The organism is Paraburkholderia sp. MM5496-R1, assembly GCF_050436205.1.
GTDB lineage: Bacteria > Pseudomonadota > Gammaproteobacteria > Burkholderiales > Burkholderiaceae > Paraburkholderia > Paraburkholderia tuberum.
Window position 1 is genome coordinate 3374670 of the sequence record NZ_JBNDLT010000002.1, and the last position, 13312, is coordinate 3387981.

A 13312-nucleotide genomic window follows, 5' to 3' on the forward strand; every position below is an offset into this window, starting at 1 on the left:
CCGCGCGTTCTAGCGCGACAGTCGACGCTCGTGACGACTTAACAAGGCCATTGCCAGAGCTTACCGGCAATGGCCTTGTCGTTTGTGGCGTCGTTTCAGCGTGTATTTCGGCCCAAGGCTGTCAGGTATTCGGCCTGCGTACATACTCCGGCGTGAGCACCGTCGGTAGCGCCTTGGGTAATGTGGACGGCCAGTCGCGGCTGAAATGCAGGCCGCGGCTTTCGCGCCGCGAGCGCGCGCTGTCCACGATCAGCGACGCCACATCGACCAGATTGCGCAGTTCCAGCAGATCGCGGCTCACCTTGAAGTTCGCGTAGTACTCGTGGATCTCGTCGCGCAGCAACGCGAGCCGATGCTTCGCGCGCTCGAGTCGCTTGTCGGTGCGCACGATACCGACGTAGTTCCACATCAGCCGGCGCAGTTCGTCCCAGTTGTGCGCGACCACGACCTCCTCGTCCGGATCGGACACGCGGCTTTCGTCCCAGGCCGGCAGCGGCGCGTGAACGGCGGCAGCGAAGCCTTCTGCTTCGATCGCCTTGGCGGCGGAGCGGCCGGTCACGAGGCATTCGAGCAGCGAATTGCTGGCAAGTCGGTTCGCGCCGTGCAGGCCGGTGCAGGACGTTTCGCCGACTGCGTAGAGACCCGCGAGATCGGTGCGGCCCGCCAGATCGGTGACGACGCCGCCGCACGTGTAATGCGCGGCCGGTACCACTGGAATCGGCTCCTTCGTGATGTCGATGCCGAACTCGAGGCAGCGCGCCAGGATCGTCGGGAAATGCTCGTGCAGGAACGCGGCCGGCTGGTGGCTGATGTCGAGGTACACGCAATCAATGCCGCGTTTCTTGATCTCGAAGTCGATCGCCCGCGCGACGATGTCGCGCGGCGCAAGCTCCGCGCGCTCGTCGTGATTGGGCATGAAGCGCGTGCCATCCGGCAGTTTCAGAATGCCGCCTTCGCCGCGCACTGCTTCCGAAATCAGGAACGACTTCGCGTACGGGTGAAACAGGCACGTCGGGTGGAACTGGATGAATTCCATGTTCGACACGCGGCAGCCGGCGCGCCATGCCATCGCGATGCCGTCGCCGGTCGCGGTGTCGGGGTTGGTCGTGTACAGGTAGACCTTGCCGGCGCCGCCGGTCGCGAGCACCGTATGCGGCGCTTCGATCGTAACGGTGCGGCCGCTTTGCAGATCGAGCGCATACAGACCATGGCAGCGGCGGCCGGGCAGGCCGAGGCGTTCGGACGTGATCAGGTCGATTGCGTGATGGTCTTCGAACAGCGTGATGTTCGGATGCTGGCGCATCTGCTCGCTGAGCGTGGCGACGACCGCATGGCCGGTCGCGTCGGCCGCGTGAATGATCCGGCGATGGCTATGGCCGCCTTCGCGCGTCAAATGAAAGCCCAGTTCGGCGGCCTCGTCTTTCGTGAACGGCACGCCCTGTCCGATCAGCCATTCGATCGCGGCGCGCCCATGCTCGACGATAAAGCGTGTCGCCGCCTCGTCGCACAGGCCGCCGCCTGCGGTCAGCGTATCGCGCACGTGATTCTCGACGCTGTCCGCCGAATCGAGCACCGCGGCGATGCCGCCTTGCGCCCAGTCGCTCGCGCCTTCGGTCAGCGATCGCTTGGCGATCACAGCAACGCGCCGTGTCTGCGCGAGATTGAGCGCGACGCTCAAACCAGCCAGACCGCTACCGACAATCGCCACATCGAATTCCATTGCCTACATCTCCGTCTTTCGTTTTGCGATGACGGCGCGCGAACCGCACGCCGCGAAAACGACAAAGGATACGCGCCGCATCGCCCTGGCGAAAGCTGGCCAAACGGAATAGGGCGATTCGCGTGCGCCTTGCGGAGCTATCGCGAGGTCCGCGCAAAAACAAAAAAGCCTCGCACGAATGCGAGGCTTTTCATGTTTTTGCCTTCGTCAGGCTGGAGAGCCAAGATTACTTGATCTTGGTTTCCTTGTAGTCAACGTGCTTGCGGATGACCGGATCAAATTTCTTGATCAGCATCTTTTCCGGCATGTTGCGTTTGTTCTTCGTGGTCGTGTAGAAGTGACCCGTGCCTGCGGTCGATTCCAGCTTGATCTTGTCGCGTGCGCCTTTCGCCATGATTTACTCCTTAGGCTTCACCGCGTGCGCGCAAATCTGCGAGCACAGCGTCGATACCGTTCTTGTCGATCAGGCGCAGGCCGGCGTTCGAAACGCGCAGACGCACCCAACGGTTTTCGCTTTCCACCCAGATACGGCGGTTTTGCAGGTTCGGCAGGAACCGGCGCTTGGTCTTGTTGTTCGCGTGGGAAACGTTGTTGCCGCTCATCGGCGCTTTCCCAGTTACTTGGCATACGCGTGCCATGAGAGCACTCCTAATACGCTAATTCTGAGTTCGAACGCCGTGAAAGTTTCCCGAAAAGAGCCGCGCTGAAAGTGTGCGAAGTTGTGCCGAATTTGCATTGAGACACTTCGCTACCACAGCTGCCTGACCTTTGCGGAACGCCTTGATGGCTTCGGAACAGGGGGTTGGAAATAGGCAAACCGGAATTCTAGCAGAAAAAAAGCCGCAAAATCAAACCTTATTTGCGATGCGGGACGCTGCGCCGTACGGCGGCCATTCCGCTTCCCGCGCTCGAGCGGGCTTGCGCGCGAGCCCCGGCCAGCCGGAGCGGGCGAACGAATATACGGTGTCCGCGCCGATCACCAGATGATCGATCAACTGCACATCGACGAGCGCGAGCGCGTCGCGCAGCGTCTGCGTGAGGCGGCAGTCGCTGGCACTCGGCTCGACGGCGCCGGACGGATGATTATGCGCGACGATCAGGCTGGCCGCGTTCGCGGCGAGCGCCCGCCGCACGATCTCGCGCGGATACACGGCCATGCGCGTGAGCGAGCCGCGCGCGCTTTCCTCGCAGCGGATCAGCCGATGCCGGGCGTCGAGAAACAGCGACACGAACACCTCCTGCGGCTGTCCGCCGATCAGAAGGCGCAGATAACTTTCGACCGCTTCGGGCGAATTCATTAGCGGGCGCTTGCGCATTTTGTCGACCAGCGAGCGACGCGCCATTTCCATGATCGCGAGTAATTGCGCTTTTTTCGCGGGGCCGATGCCGCGAATGCCGTCGAAGTCCGCATAAGTCGCATCGAGCATCGTGCGCAGGGAGCCGAAGCGATCCAGCAGCGCCCGCGCGACGCTGAACACGTCGTGACCGGGCAGGCCGGAGCCGAGCACGAGCGCGATCATTTCGGTGTCCGACAGCACGTCGGGGCCCTGCTCGATCAGTCGCTCGCGCGGCATGTCGCGCCGGAGCCATTTACCCCGAAACAGTTGCCGCCGGCAGCGGGCGGTGGAGTCGGCGGCTTCTGACGGGGCCTCGGCCGACCGATTCGCGGGGGCTTTCACGCCGCCTCCGGCGCGTGCCGGCGCCTTCGGTCGTCGCAGCGTTGGCGCAGGTGTTTCGTCGATTGTGCTGGCGAAATCAGCCATATATATAGGGTCCTCCGCGTAAGGTTGACGGCGCACGCGGCGCAATGCGCCGCCGGGCCGTGCCGCCCTCGCGCGCGACGGACTCAAGCCGGCGCCCGCTAGGTGGCTTACAATAGACACTTTGCGCACGGCACGCCGACGGTTTGCCACACGCGTCGACTGCCCCGCGGCGCACGCGTGCAGCGCTTCGACTGAGCGAGCATTGCATGAGCATCATCGATATTTCCGAGGTGAAACCCGGTTCACACGTCACGCTGCATTACCGGCTTTCCCTTGCCGATGGCGCCGAAGTGATCAACACGTTCAACGACAAGCCTGCCACGCTGCTGCTCGGCGCCGGTCAACTGGCGCCGCCGCTGGAAGATATTTTGCTGGGTTTGAAGGTGGGCCGCCATTCGACCTTTCAGCTAGCGCCGGGCCAGGCGTTCGGCCCACGCAATCCGGATCTGATCCAGCGCGTGTCCCTCGCCACGCTGCGGGAGAACAGCATGATCGGCGAGGATTTTTCCCCGGGTGACCTGGTCGAATTCAACGCGCCGGGCGGCGGGCGCTATGCCGGCGTACTGAAGGAAGTTGGCGAAACGTCGGCCCTATTCGATTTCAATCACCCGCTTGCCGGCCAGGCGCTGGCGTTTGAAGTGAAAATTATCGGGATTCTGTAAACATGAGCATCACGGATACGACTCTTGCCGAAGCGGAGATCCTGCTGGCCCAGCCACGCGGGTTCTGCGCCGGCGTCGACCGGGCGATCGAGATCGTCGAGCGGGCCATCAAGCTGTATGGCTCGCCGATCTACGTGCGTCACGAAATCGTCCATAACGCCTATGTGGTCGAAGACCTGCGCAAGAAGGGAGCGATCTTCATCGAGAACCTGGACGAAGTGCCGGCGGGCAACACGGTGATCTTCAGCGCGCATGGCGTGTCGAAGGCCGTGCGCTCGGAGGCGGAGTCGCGCGGGCTGCGGGTGTACGACGCCACATGTCCGCTCGTGACCAAGGTGCATATCGAAGTCGCGAAGATGCGCCAGGACGGTTTCGACATCGTGATGATCGGCCACAAGGGCCACCCGGAAGTCGAAGGCACGATGGGCCAGGCGGCCGAGGGCATGCATCTGGTCGAGGACATCGAGGATGTGCAGGCGTTGCAGCTCGCCGATCCGGAGCGGATCGCCTTCGTCACGCAAACCACGCTGTCGGTCGACGACGCCGCCGAAATCATCGGCGCGCTGAAGGCCAGGTACCCGTCCATCCGTGAGCCGAAGAAGCAGGACATCTGCTACGCCACGCAGAATCGCCAGGACGCAGTGAAGTTCATGGCGCCGCAGTGCGACGTCGTGATCGTCGTCGGCAGTCCGAACAGCTCGAATTCGAACCGCTTGCGCGAGCTCGCCGAGAAGCTCGGCGTGCCAGCCTATATGGTCGATTCGCCCGATCAGATCGATCCGGTTTGGGTCGAGGGCAAGCGCCGCATTGGCGTGACCGCCGGTGCGTCGGCGCCGGAGGTGTTGGCGCAGGCGGTGATCGCGCGTTTGCGCGAACTGGGTGTGCGCAACGTGCGCGCGCTCGAGGGCATCGAGGAAAACATCGCGTTTCCGCTGCCACGCGGGCTCGGTCTGCCAGCCTGACAATCCGTTAGCTACACTGAAAGGAAAGCGCGCCCGTGGGCGCGCTTTTTTTATGCCCGTGCCCGACGAACCTCTGATTAAATTAAGTGCCACATCGAATGACCGGTCAGCTTTCGGTGGTCTCGCGCACAAATTATTTTGAATTGTGATCGTGGCTTTTATCGATTTTGGCGCGATGCGTCCCCGTTTTAAGCTCGCAAAAGCCTTAAGACGGATTGATCAAGCACTGAATTGGTGCAATTCACCGGGCGCGCGCTAAATGGTCATGCCCGACGCAAAGCCCGGCCTATCCGGGATTCGCGCAGATCGCCCGCAACACTTGATGCCAGCGGGTTCGGCGCCGGTGCAACTGGTGCACGAAAACGGATCGCAACCAGGTTGCGCCTTTTAACGGATTTCCCTCTCAAAATCAGGTTGCAATGCAGGAAAACCCCACCGGTTCAACAATATTGCCACCCGCATAATTGGAGTTACAATGCGCGCGTTCTCAAGGCCTTGAGGTCCTGGACAGTGGATTTTGCAAGGCGCAGGAGACCTTACTTGATGCGAGTCAAATTTGCTTACGCCGTGTCCATCGCGGCCACGGTTGCGATGCTGACCGCGTGCGGCAAGAAACAGGATGGCGAAGCGGGAACGGGCGCATCGGTGGCCTCGGCCGCGGCGGTTGCCGCCACGAGCGAAGCGACTATCGTGAAGATCGGTCATGCGGCTCCGTTGACGGGCGGCATCGCGCACCTGGGCAAGGACAACGAAAATGGGGCGCGCCTCGCGGTCGAAGAAATCAATGCGCAGGGTCTGACGATCGACGGTCGCAAGATCCAGCTGCAACTCGACGCGCAGGACGATGCGGCGGACCCGAAAACCGGCACCGCCGTCGCGCAGAAGCTGGTCGACGATCACGTGGTCGCGGTGATCGGACACCTGAACTCCGGGGTCTCGATTCCGGCGTCGAAGATCTATAGCGACGCGAGCATCGTCGAGATCTCGCCGTCGTCGACGAATCCGGCCTATACGCAGCAAGGGTTCAAGACGACCTATCGGGTGGTCGCGACCGACGCGCAGCAGGGTCCGGCGCTCGCCAATTACGCGACGAAGGCGCTGGGCGCCAAACGCATCGCGGTCGTGGACGACGCGACCGCCTACGGCAAAGGTCTCGCGGACGAGTTCACGAAGACCGCCGAGGCGAGCGGCGCGAAGATCGTCGCGCGGGAGGCGACGAGCGACAAGGCCACGGATTTCCGGGCCATTCTCACGAAGATCAAGAGTGTTCAGCCGGACGCCATCATGTTCGGCGGCATGGACGCGACGGGCGGGCCGTTTACGAAGCAGGCGGCGGCGCTCGGTATCAGGGCAAAAATCCTTGGCGGCGACGGTGTGTGTACCGACAAGGTAGGTGAACTGGCGGGTACCGCCGTGCAAAACCTGGTCTGTTCGGAAGCAGGACTCGCGCTTTCGAAAATGACCCATGGAGCGGACTTCGAAAAGAAGTACGAGGACCGCTTCCACACGCCGGTGCAGATTTACGCGCCGTTCACGTATGACGCGGTGTACGTGATCGTCGATGCAATGAAGCGCGCTAATTCTATCGAGGCGCCCAAGGTGCTGGCTGCGATGCCTTCGACCGATTACAACGGGGTAATCGGCCACATCGCGTTCGACGACAAGGGTGATTTGAAAGAGGGCGCCATTACGCTTTACGACTTCAAGGACGGCAAGAAAGCAGTGCTCGACGTCGTAAAGATGTGATGACGGGAAGTTCGGCCTGACGGCACCGACACCATCCAACGGTGCCGTTTTTGCATCCGCCCAAGGTGAGCTCGCGACCGCATCACGGTCGTCAGGGCCAGCCGGCAACGGATAACCCTTACCGGTCTTTTACATCAGTACCCGCAGTGCCGTTGAGATTCGTAGCGCATCACCGCCCACCGGCAGATGAAAAACGCGAATCCAGTCGCACGGGCTAAGGAGCATTAAATGGATATCTTCATCCAGCAGATCATCAATGGACTGGTACTTGGCAGTGTCTATGCCATCATCGCACTGGGCTATACGATGGTTTACGGCATTCTGGGCATCATCAACTTCGCCCACGGCGACGTGTTGATGGTGGGCGCGATGGTTGCGCTCTCCGCCATAGGAGTGCTGCAGAACCACTTCCCCGGCCTCGGCAATGTGCTGACGCTCGTGATCGCGTTGATCATCGCGGCGGCGGTCTGCGCGGTGGTCGGCTACACGATCGAGCGGGTCGCCTACCGGCCGTTGCGGCGTGCGCCGCGTCTCGCGCCGCTGATCACCGCGATCGGTGTATCGATTCTGCTGCAGACGCTCGCGATGATGATCTGGTCGCGCAATCCGCTGCCGTTCCCGCAGTTGTTGCCCACCGACCCGCTCAACGTGATCAAGGCCACCGACACGACGCCCGGCGCCGTGATCTCGATGACTGAAATCGTGATCATCGTAACGGCGTTCCTCGTGATGGGCGGCCTCCTGCTGCTCGTGCACAAGACCAGGCTCGGCCGCGCCATGCGCGCGATCGCCGAGAACCCGAACGTCGCGAGTCTGATGGGTGTGAACCCGAACTTCGTGATTTCGGCGACCTTCATGATCGGCTCGGCGCTGGCTGCGCTCGCCGGCGTGATGATCGCGTCCGAATACGGCAACGCGCACTTCTACATGGGCTTCATCCCTGGCCTGAAGGCCTTTACCGCGGCGGTGCTCGGCGGTATCGGCAATCTCGGCGGCGCGATGGTCGGCGGCGTGCTCCTCGGCCTGATCGAGCAGTTGGGTGCCGGCTATATCGGCGACCTCACGGGCGGCGTGTTCGGCAGTAACTACCAGGACGTGTTCGCGTTCATCGTGCTGATCGTCGTGCTGGTGTTCCGTCCGTCGGGTCTGCTCGGCGAACGTGTCGCGGATCGCGCCTGATCCCGGGCCACAAGGAGTCAACAATCATGACCTCAATTCAACCGATCGAGCCGTCCACGACGCTCATCCCCGAAAAGAACCGCACGAAGACGCTGACTATCGGTATTCTCACGGCGTTCTTCGTGATCGCGGCGCCGATGGTCATCGGTGCCGCGGGCGGCAACTACTGGGTCCGCGTGCTCGACTTCGCGATGCTGTACGTGATGCTCGCGCTGGGCCTGAACGTGGTGGTCGGCTTTGCCGGCCTGCTGGACCTGGGCTACATCGCGTTCTACGCGATCGGCGCCTACACGGCCGCGCTGCTGAGCTCGCCGCACCTCGCGACGCAATTCGAGTGGATCGCGCATCTCGCGCCGAACGGCATCCACGTGCCGATCTGGATCATCGCGCCGATCGCGATGGCGCTCGCCGCGATGTTCGGGATTCTGCTCGGTGCGCCGACACTGCGTCTGCGTGGCGACTACCTCGCGATCGTGACCCTCGGCTTCGGGGAAATCGTGCGGATCTTCATGAACAACCTCGACCGTCCGGTGAACATCACCAACGGCCCGAAGGGGATCACCGGGATCGATCCGGTGTCCGTCGGCGGCTTCAGCCTCGCGCAGACACACTCGCTGTTCGGCATGCAGTTTCCGTCGGTGTACCTGTACTACTACCTGTTCGTGCTGTGCGCGCTGTTCGTGATCTGGACCTGTACGCGTCTGCAGCATTCGCGGATCGGCCGCGCGTGGGCCGCGATCCGCGAAGACGAAATCGCCGCCAAGGCGATGGGCATCAATACCCGTAACGTGAAGCTGCTCGCGTTCGCGATGGGCGCGTCGTTCGGCGGCCTGTCGGGCGCCATGTTCGGCTCGTTCCAGGGTTTCGTGTCGCCGGAATCGTTCACGTTCTGGGAATCGGTCGTGGTGCTCGCCTGCGTGGTGCTCGGCGGCATGGGCCACATTCCGGGCGTGATCCTCGGCGCGGTGCTGCTCGCGGTGTTCCCCGAGTTCCTGCGCTCGACGATGGGTCCGCTGCAGAACATGATCTTCGGCCATGAAATCGTCGATACCGAAGTGATCCGTCAGTTGCTGTACGGCCTCGCGATGGTTGTGATCATGCTGTACCGCTCGGAAGGCCTGTGGCCCGCGCCGAAGCACGAAGACAGGATTGCGAAGCTGGCGAAGCGTGGCGGCAAGAAGCCGGTGCGCGCATAAGGTCCGGTGGAGAAAAAGACATGAGCGATAACGTAAGCAACAACGCAGCGATCCGTCTGTCGGTGAAGGGCGTCAACAAGCGCTTCGGCGGGCTGCAAGCGCTTTCCGAGGTCGGCCTGCAGATCCGCGCGGGCGAGATCTACGGTCTGATCGGCCCGAACGGCGCCGGCAAGACCACCTTCTTCAATGTGATCACGGGTCTGTACACGCCGGATTCAGGCGAGTTCAAGCTCGACGGCGAGAGCTACACGCCGACCGCGGTCTATCAGGTCGCGAAGGCGGGCATTGCGCGCACGTTCCAGAACATCCGTCTGTTCGGCGGCATGACCGCGCTCGAAAACGTGATGGTCGGCCGTCATGTGCGCACCAAGCACGGTCTGCTCGGCGCGGTGTTCCAGACGCCGGCCGAACGCCAGGAAGAGCGCGAGATCAAGGAGCGCGCGCTCGAACTGCTCGACTACGTCGGCATTACGCAGTACGCGGACTATACGTCGCGCAACCTGTCGTATGGCCACCAGCGGCGGCTCGAAATCGCGCGTGCGCTGGCGACCGATCCGAAGCTGCTCGCGCTCGACGAACCGGCGGCCGGCATGAACGCCACCGAGAAGGTCGAGCTGACCAGGCTGCTCGACAAGATCCGTGCGGACGGCAAGACGATTCTGCTGATCGAACACGACGTGAAGCTCGTGATGGGTCTGTGCAATCAGATGACGGTGCTCGACTACGGCAAGGTGATTGCGCAAGGTCTGCCGCAGGACGTGCAGAAGGATGCGAAGGTGATCGAAGCTTATCTGGGTGCGGGGGTCCACTGATGTCCACGACGCAAGCAATGTTGAAAATCAAGGGCCTGCAGGTCAACTACGGTGGCATCCAGGCGGTCAAGGGTGTCGACCTCGAGGTCGGGCAGGGCGAACTCGTCACGCTGATCGGCGCGAACGGCGCGGGCAAAACCACGACGATGAAGGCGATCACCGGCCTGAAGCCGTATGCGGCCGGCGACATCGAGTACATGGGTCAGTCGATCAAGGGCCTCCCCGCGCATGAGCTTCTGAAGCGCGGTCTCGCGATGGTGCCGGAAGGGCGCGGCATTTTCGCGCGCATGTCGATCGTCGAGAACATGCAGATGGGTGCGTATCTGCGCAACGATGACGATGGCATCAAGTCGGACGTCGAGCGCATGTTCGGCTTCTTTCCGCGTCTGAAGGAGCGTGCATCGCAATACGCGGGCACGCTGTCGGGCGGCGAGCAGCAGATGCTCGCGATGGCACGCGCGATCATCTCGCGGCCCAAACTGCTGCTGCTCGACGAACCGTCGATGGGTCTGTCGCCGATCATGGTCGAGAAGATCTTCGAAGTGGTGCGCCTGATTTCCTCTGAAGGCATGACCGTGCTGCTCGTCGAGCAGAACGCGCGGCTCGCGCTGCAGGCGGCGAATCGCGGCTACGTGATGGACTCCGGTCTGATCACGATGTCGGGCGATGCGAAGCAGATGCTCGACGATCCGAAGGTTCGGGCCGCGTATCTGGGTGAATGAGTGGGTGAATGAGTGGGTGAATAGTTGGACGTATGCCGTTTGCGCACACGTCCGGCTTGCAACGCGCCCCGCGATGCAATGTCGCGGGGCGCGTTTTATTTTTCTGGTTGGGACGTGAATTAAGGGAGTCGCCCGATAACCGAACTGATTTCGTCTTTTGTGAACGCACGCAGCGTTTGCGAGCGGACATTGCCGGCCGAGCCGAGTGCGAAGCCGAAGGCGAGGAAGCTCTGCTCGTCTGCCGCTTCGACGACCGAGACAACGTCGTATGCCCCTAACGTCCAGTAGATCTGCTTCATTTCGCAGCCAAAAGATTTCGCCATTTCCGCCGCCTGCCCGGCTCGCTCTGCACTGTTCTTGATCGTGCGGATACCCTGATCCGTAAATTGCAGGAGCACCACATAAGTCGCCATGAAGATTCCCCTTAGGATTCCAACGCGTTGGGACTCAGACGCATGAGCCGCCCCCGGGGGAAGGGTCGCGATTCGCCGCAAACCTGTCTTTCCAGCGCCGGCGTCGTCTCGTGCGTAAACGATTTTAGGCAATCCAACTGCTCGCCATCTGCTATTTGTCCGAATCCGCCGATATGTGCGCTGCTTGCGGGAGCACCATTGAAAAAGCCGCATGCGTCAAGCAACGCATGCGGCTTTCTTTAATCAGGCGTACGACGCGAATCAACTGGCCGGGGCCGCGTCGGCGTATTGGCCGAGCCGCTTGCCGAGGCTGATCACCGCATCGGTGCGATACCCGAGCGCATCGTAGAACGCCCGTATTTCAGCCGTTGCCGACGACAGTACCTGCAGGTTCAGCTTCGGACAACCGAGCTTCGTCAACTCGCTCTCGACGTGCGCGACGAGCCGCGTGCCGATGCCATGACGTCGCAGCGATGCGTCGACCGCGAGCGAATACAACCAGCCGCGGTGTCCATCATAGCCGCCCATTACGGTGCCGACGATGCGTCCATCGAGCACCGCGACGAAGAACAGCTCCGGTTGCGTCGCGAGCTTGTTGGCGATCGACTGACGCGGGTTGCGCTGCGGTCGCGTCACGTCGCGATACTCGGGAAACACGTCCTGCCATAGCGCAATCACGGCTTCGGTATCGGTCGCGTCGAAGCGGCGGATCGACAGCGTCGTGTTCGTCGTCATCGGTGCGCTCCGTGGTTGATTACAGCGAGTCGAGAACCGAGCGCAGCATCGCCAGCATCTGGTCGATTTCTCCGGTCGTCACGTTAAGCGCCGGCATGAAGCGCAGCAGGTTCGGACGCGCGGCGTTCAGCAGCACGCCGTCGGGTTGCATGTCGCGCGCCTTCTCGACAATCTGGTAGCCGATGTCCTTGCCGAGCAGCAGCGCGCGCAGCAGACCCTCGCCGCGCTCGCCCTTGAAGCCGCGCTCCTCGGACAGCTCGAGCAGCTTCGTGCGCAGATATTCGCCGCGCGAGCGCACGCCTTCGAGGAAGCCCGGCGCCGTCAGCTGCGAGATCACCGAGTAGCCGACCGCGGTCATCAGCGGATTGCCGTTGTAGGTGCCGCCCTGATCGCCCGCTTCGAACACGGCGATTTCCGCCTTCGACAGCAGCGCCGCGAGCGGCACGCCGCCGCCGATGCCTTTGCCGAGCGTCATGATGTCCGGCTCGATGCCCGACAGCTGATACGCGAACAGCGTGCCGGCGCGACCACAGCCGCTTTGCACTTCGTCGACGATCAGCAAGATGTTGTGTTGTTTCGTCAGCTCGCGCAGTTGCTGCATGAACTCGCGGGTTGCGGGGATCACGCCGCCTTCGCCCTGGATCGGCTCGAGCATCACCGCGACGGTCTTCGCGTTGATCAGCTTTTCCACCGACGCGATGTCGTTCAGGTCCGCCTTCGGGAAGCCCGGCACCTGCGGCGCGTAGATTGTGTCCCAGCCCGGCTTGCCGCTGGCCGACATCGTCGCGAGCGTGCGGCCGTGGAAGCTGTGGTCGAACGTGATGATCTCGAACGCGCCGTCCTTGAACTTCCTGCCCCACTTGCGCGCGAGCTTGATCGCGCCTTCGTTCGCCTCGGCGCCGCTATTCGCGAAGAACACCTTGTCGAAGCAGCTGTGCTGCGTGAGCAGGCCCGCGAGCTTCGCCATCGGCTCGTTGTAGAACGCCGGCGACGGGTTGATCAGCAACTTGGCCTGCTGGTTCAGCGCTTCGATCATGCCGTCGTTGCAGTGGCCGAGGCAATTGACCGCCCAGCCCTGAATGAAATCCAGGTAGCGCTTGCCGTTGTTGTCGTAAAGCCACGAGCCTTTGCCGTGCGTGAAAACGATTTCAGGTCGGTTCGTGATGTACATCAGCGAATCGATTGGATACTCATTGAAATTCATGACGGCAGGCTCCAGGCAAAAGGGTAAGAGCGGGGTGAAGAAACGGTGACGGTTTGGCCAATAAAAACGGCGGCCGGAAAAACAGAAAAGCCACGGCATGCCGTGGCTTTCATGATTCGAACAGCTTGCGCCCAGGTTTTGTGTGGCGCGAGTCCGTGACGAAGCCAGCGGCGTCCCTAAGGGAGCGGCGAGCGGCGA

14 protein-coding genes are annotated in these 13312 nt (G+C 62.2%); 7 read left to right on the plus strand and 7 right to left on the minus strand.

Features of this window, described 5'->3' with window-relative positions:
• Positions 1-121: 121 nt before the first annotated feature.
• From nadB to radC, 4 genes are all read right to left on the minus strand, one after another.
• Complete coding sequence (gene nadB, locus OKW38_RS22680) at positions 122-1720, minus strand: L-aspartate oxidase (RefSeq protein ID WP_429363129.1); 1599 nt, start codon at positions 1718-1720, stop codon at positions 122-124.
• 226 nt (positions 1721-1946) lie between these two features.
• A complete protein-coding gene (rpmG, locus tag OKW38_RS22685) occupies positions 1947-2114 on the minus strand; it encodes a 50S ribosomal protein L33 (protein ID WP_008919555.1) in 168 nt (55 codons plus the stop codon).
• Positions 2115-2124: 10 nt separating this feature from the next.
• The gene (gene rpmB, locus OKW38_RS22690; RefSeq protein ID WP_007180631.1) at positions 2125-2358 is read right to left on the minus strand and encodes a 50S ribosomal protein L28; all 234 of its coding nucleotides are present in this window, start codon (positions 2356-2358) and stop codon (positions 2125-2127) included.
• A 210-nt stretch (positions 2359-2568) separates the two neighbouring features.
• Positions 2569-3483 (minus strand): RadC family protein, encoded by a 915-nt coding sequence (radC, locus tag OKW38_RS22695; RefSeq protein WP_429363131.1) that lies wholly within the window; start codon positions 3481-3483, stop codon positions 2569-2571.
• Between the two features lie 206 nt (positions 3484-3689).
• On the opposite strand from radC, the gene OKW38_RS22700 reads away from it, so the two are divergent.
• The 7 genes from OKW38_RS22700 to OKW38_RS22730 all read left to right on the plus strand — a co-directional run bounded on the left by OKW38_RS22700 (position 3690) and on the right by OKW38_RS22730 (position 10762).
• Positions 3690-4145, plus strand: coding sequence for an FKBP-type peptidyl-prolyl cis-trans isomerase (locus tag OKW38_RS22700; RefSeq protein WP_090801560.1), 456 nt, complete (start codon positions 3690-3692; stop codon positions 4143-4145).
• Between the two features lie 2 nt (positions 4146-4147).
• Complete coding sequence (gene ispH / locus OKW38_RS22705; RefSeq protein ID WP_018421578.1) at positions 4148-5107, plus strand: 4-hydroxy-3-methylbut-2-enyl diphosphate reductase; 960 nt, start codon at positions 4148-4150, stop codon at positions 5105-5107.
• Between the two features lie 543 nt (positions 5108-5650).
• Entirely contained in the window at positions 5651-6853 is a 1203-nt protein-coding gene (locus OKW38_RS22710; protein ID WP_429363799.1) for a branched-chain amino acid ABC transporter substrate-binding protein, read from the plus strand.
• 228 nt (positions 6854-7081) lie between these two features.
• Positions 7082-8032 carry a branched-chain amino acid ABC transporter permease gene (locus OKW38_RS22715; protein ID WP_090801557.1) on the plus strand — a complete coding sequence of 317 codons (951 nt, stop codon included), beginning with the start codon at positions 7082-7084 and terminating at the stop codon, positions 8030-8032.
• Between the two features lie 26 nt (positions 8033-8058).
• Complete coding sequence (locus OKW38_RS22720) at positions 8059-9228, plus strand: ABC transporter permease subunit (RefSeq protein ID WP_090801556.1); 1170 nt, start codon at positions 8059-8061, stop codon at positions 9226-9228.
• Positions 9229-9248: 20 nt separating this feature from the next.
• Positions 9249-10040 (plus strand): ABC transporter ATP-binding protein, encoded by a 792-nt coding sequence (locus OKW38_RS22725; protein WP_090801554.1) that lies wholly within the window; start codon positions 9249-9251, stop codon positions 10038-10040.
• Between the two features lie 17 nt (positions 10041-10057).
• Positions 10058-10762: an ABC transporter ATP-binding protein gene (locus tag OKW38_RS22730; RefSeq protein ID WP_090805434.1), complete on the plus strand. Its 705-nt coding sequence runs from the start codon at positions 10058-10060 to the stop codon at positions 10760-10762.
• A 119-nt stretch (positions 10763-10881) separates the two neighbouring features.
• Here OKW38_RS22730 and OKW38_RS22735 read toward each other — a convergent pair whose 3' ends face one another.
• From OKW38_RS22735 to OKW38_RS22745, 3 genes are all read right to left on the minus strand, one after another.
• Positions 10882-11175, minus strand: coding sequence for a GYD domain-containing protein (locus OKW38_RS22735; protein ID WP_018421572.1), 294 nt, complete (start codon positions 11173-11175; stop codon positions 10882-10884).
• A 261-nt stretch (positions 11176-11436) separates the two neighbouring features.
• On the minus strand, positions 11437-11910 hold the full coding sequence (locus tag OKW38_RS22740; protein WP_187613338.1) for a GNAT family acetyltransferase: 474 nt from the start codon (positions 11908-11910) through the stop codon (positions 11437-11439).
• A 19-nt stretch (positions 11911-11929) separates the two neighbouring features.
• Positions 11930-13114, minus strand: a complete 1185-nt coding sequence (locus OKW38_RS22745; RefSeq protein WP_090801551.1) for an acetylornithine transaminase — start codon at positions 13112-13114, stop codon at positions 11930-11932.
• Positions 13115-13312: the final 198 nt, after the last annotated feature.

Bases quoted from the DNA above. Each gene is read 5' to 3' on its own strand.
- OKW38_RS22725 (WP_090801554.1), top strand. From the start codon at position 9,249: ATGAGCGATAACGTAAGCAACAACGCAGCGATCCGTCTGTCGGTGAAG.
- ispH (WP_018421578.1), top strand. From the start codon at position 4,148: ATGAGCATCACGGATACGACTCTTGCCGAAGCGGAGATCCTGCTGGCC.
- rpmG (WP_008919555.1), bottom strand. From the start codon at position 2,114: ATGGCGAAAGGCGCACGCGACAAGATCAAGCTGGAATCGACCGCAGGC.
- OKW38_RS22740 (WP_187613338.1), bottom strand. From the start codon at position 11,910: ATGACGACGAACACGACGCTGTCGATCCGCCGCTTCGACGCGACCGAT.
- OKW38_RS22700 (WP_090801560.1), top strand. From the start codon at position 3,690: ATGAGCATCATCGATATTTCCGAGGTGAAACCCGGTTCACACGTCACG.
- radC (WP_429363131.1), bottom strand. From the start codon at position 3,483: ATGGCTGATTTCGCCAGCACAATCGACGAAACACCTGCGCCAACGCTG.
- rpmB (WP_007180631.1), bottom strand. From the start codon at position 2,358: ATGGCACGCGTATGCCAAGTAACTGGGAAAGCGCCGATGAGCGGCAAC.
- OKW38_RS22730 (WP_090805434.1), top strand. From the start codon at position 10,058: ATGTTGAAAATCAAGGGCCTGCAGGTCAACTACGGTGGCATCCAGGCG.
- OKW38_RS22720 (WP_090801556.1), top strand. From the start codon at position 8,059: ATGACCTCAATTCAACCGATCGAGCCGTCCACGACGCTCATCCCCGAA.
- OKW38_RS22735 (WP_018421572.1), bottom strand. From the start codon at position 11,175: ATGGCGACTTATGTGGTGCTCCTGCAATTTACGGATCAGGGTATCCGC.
- OKW38_RS22710 (WP_429363799.1), top strand. From the start codon at position 5,651: ATGCGAGTCAAATTTGCTTACGCCGTGTCCATCGCGGCCACGGTTGCG.
- nadB (WP_429363129.1), bottom strand. From the start codon at position 1,720: ATGGAATTCGATGTGGCGATTGTCGGTAGCGGTCTGGCTGGTTTGAGC.
- OKW38_RS22745 (WP_090801551.1), bottom strand. From the start codon at position 13,114: ATGAATTTCAATGAGTATCCAATCGATTCGCTGATGTACATCACGAAC.
- OKW38_RS22715 (WP_090801557.1), top strand. From the start codon at position 7,082: ATGGATATCTTCATCCAGCAGATCATCAATGGACTGGTACTTGGCAGT.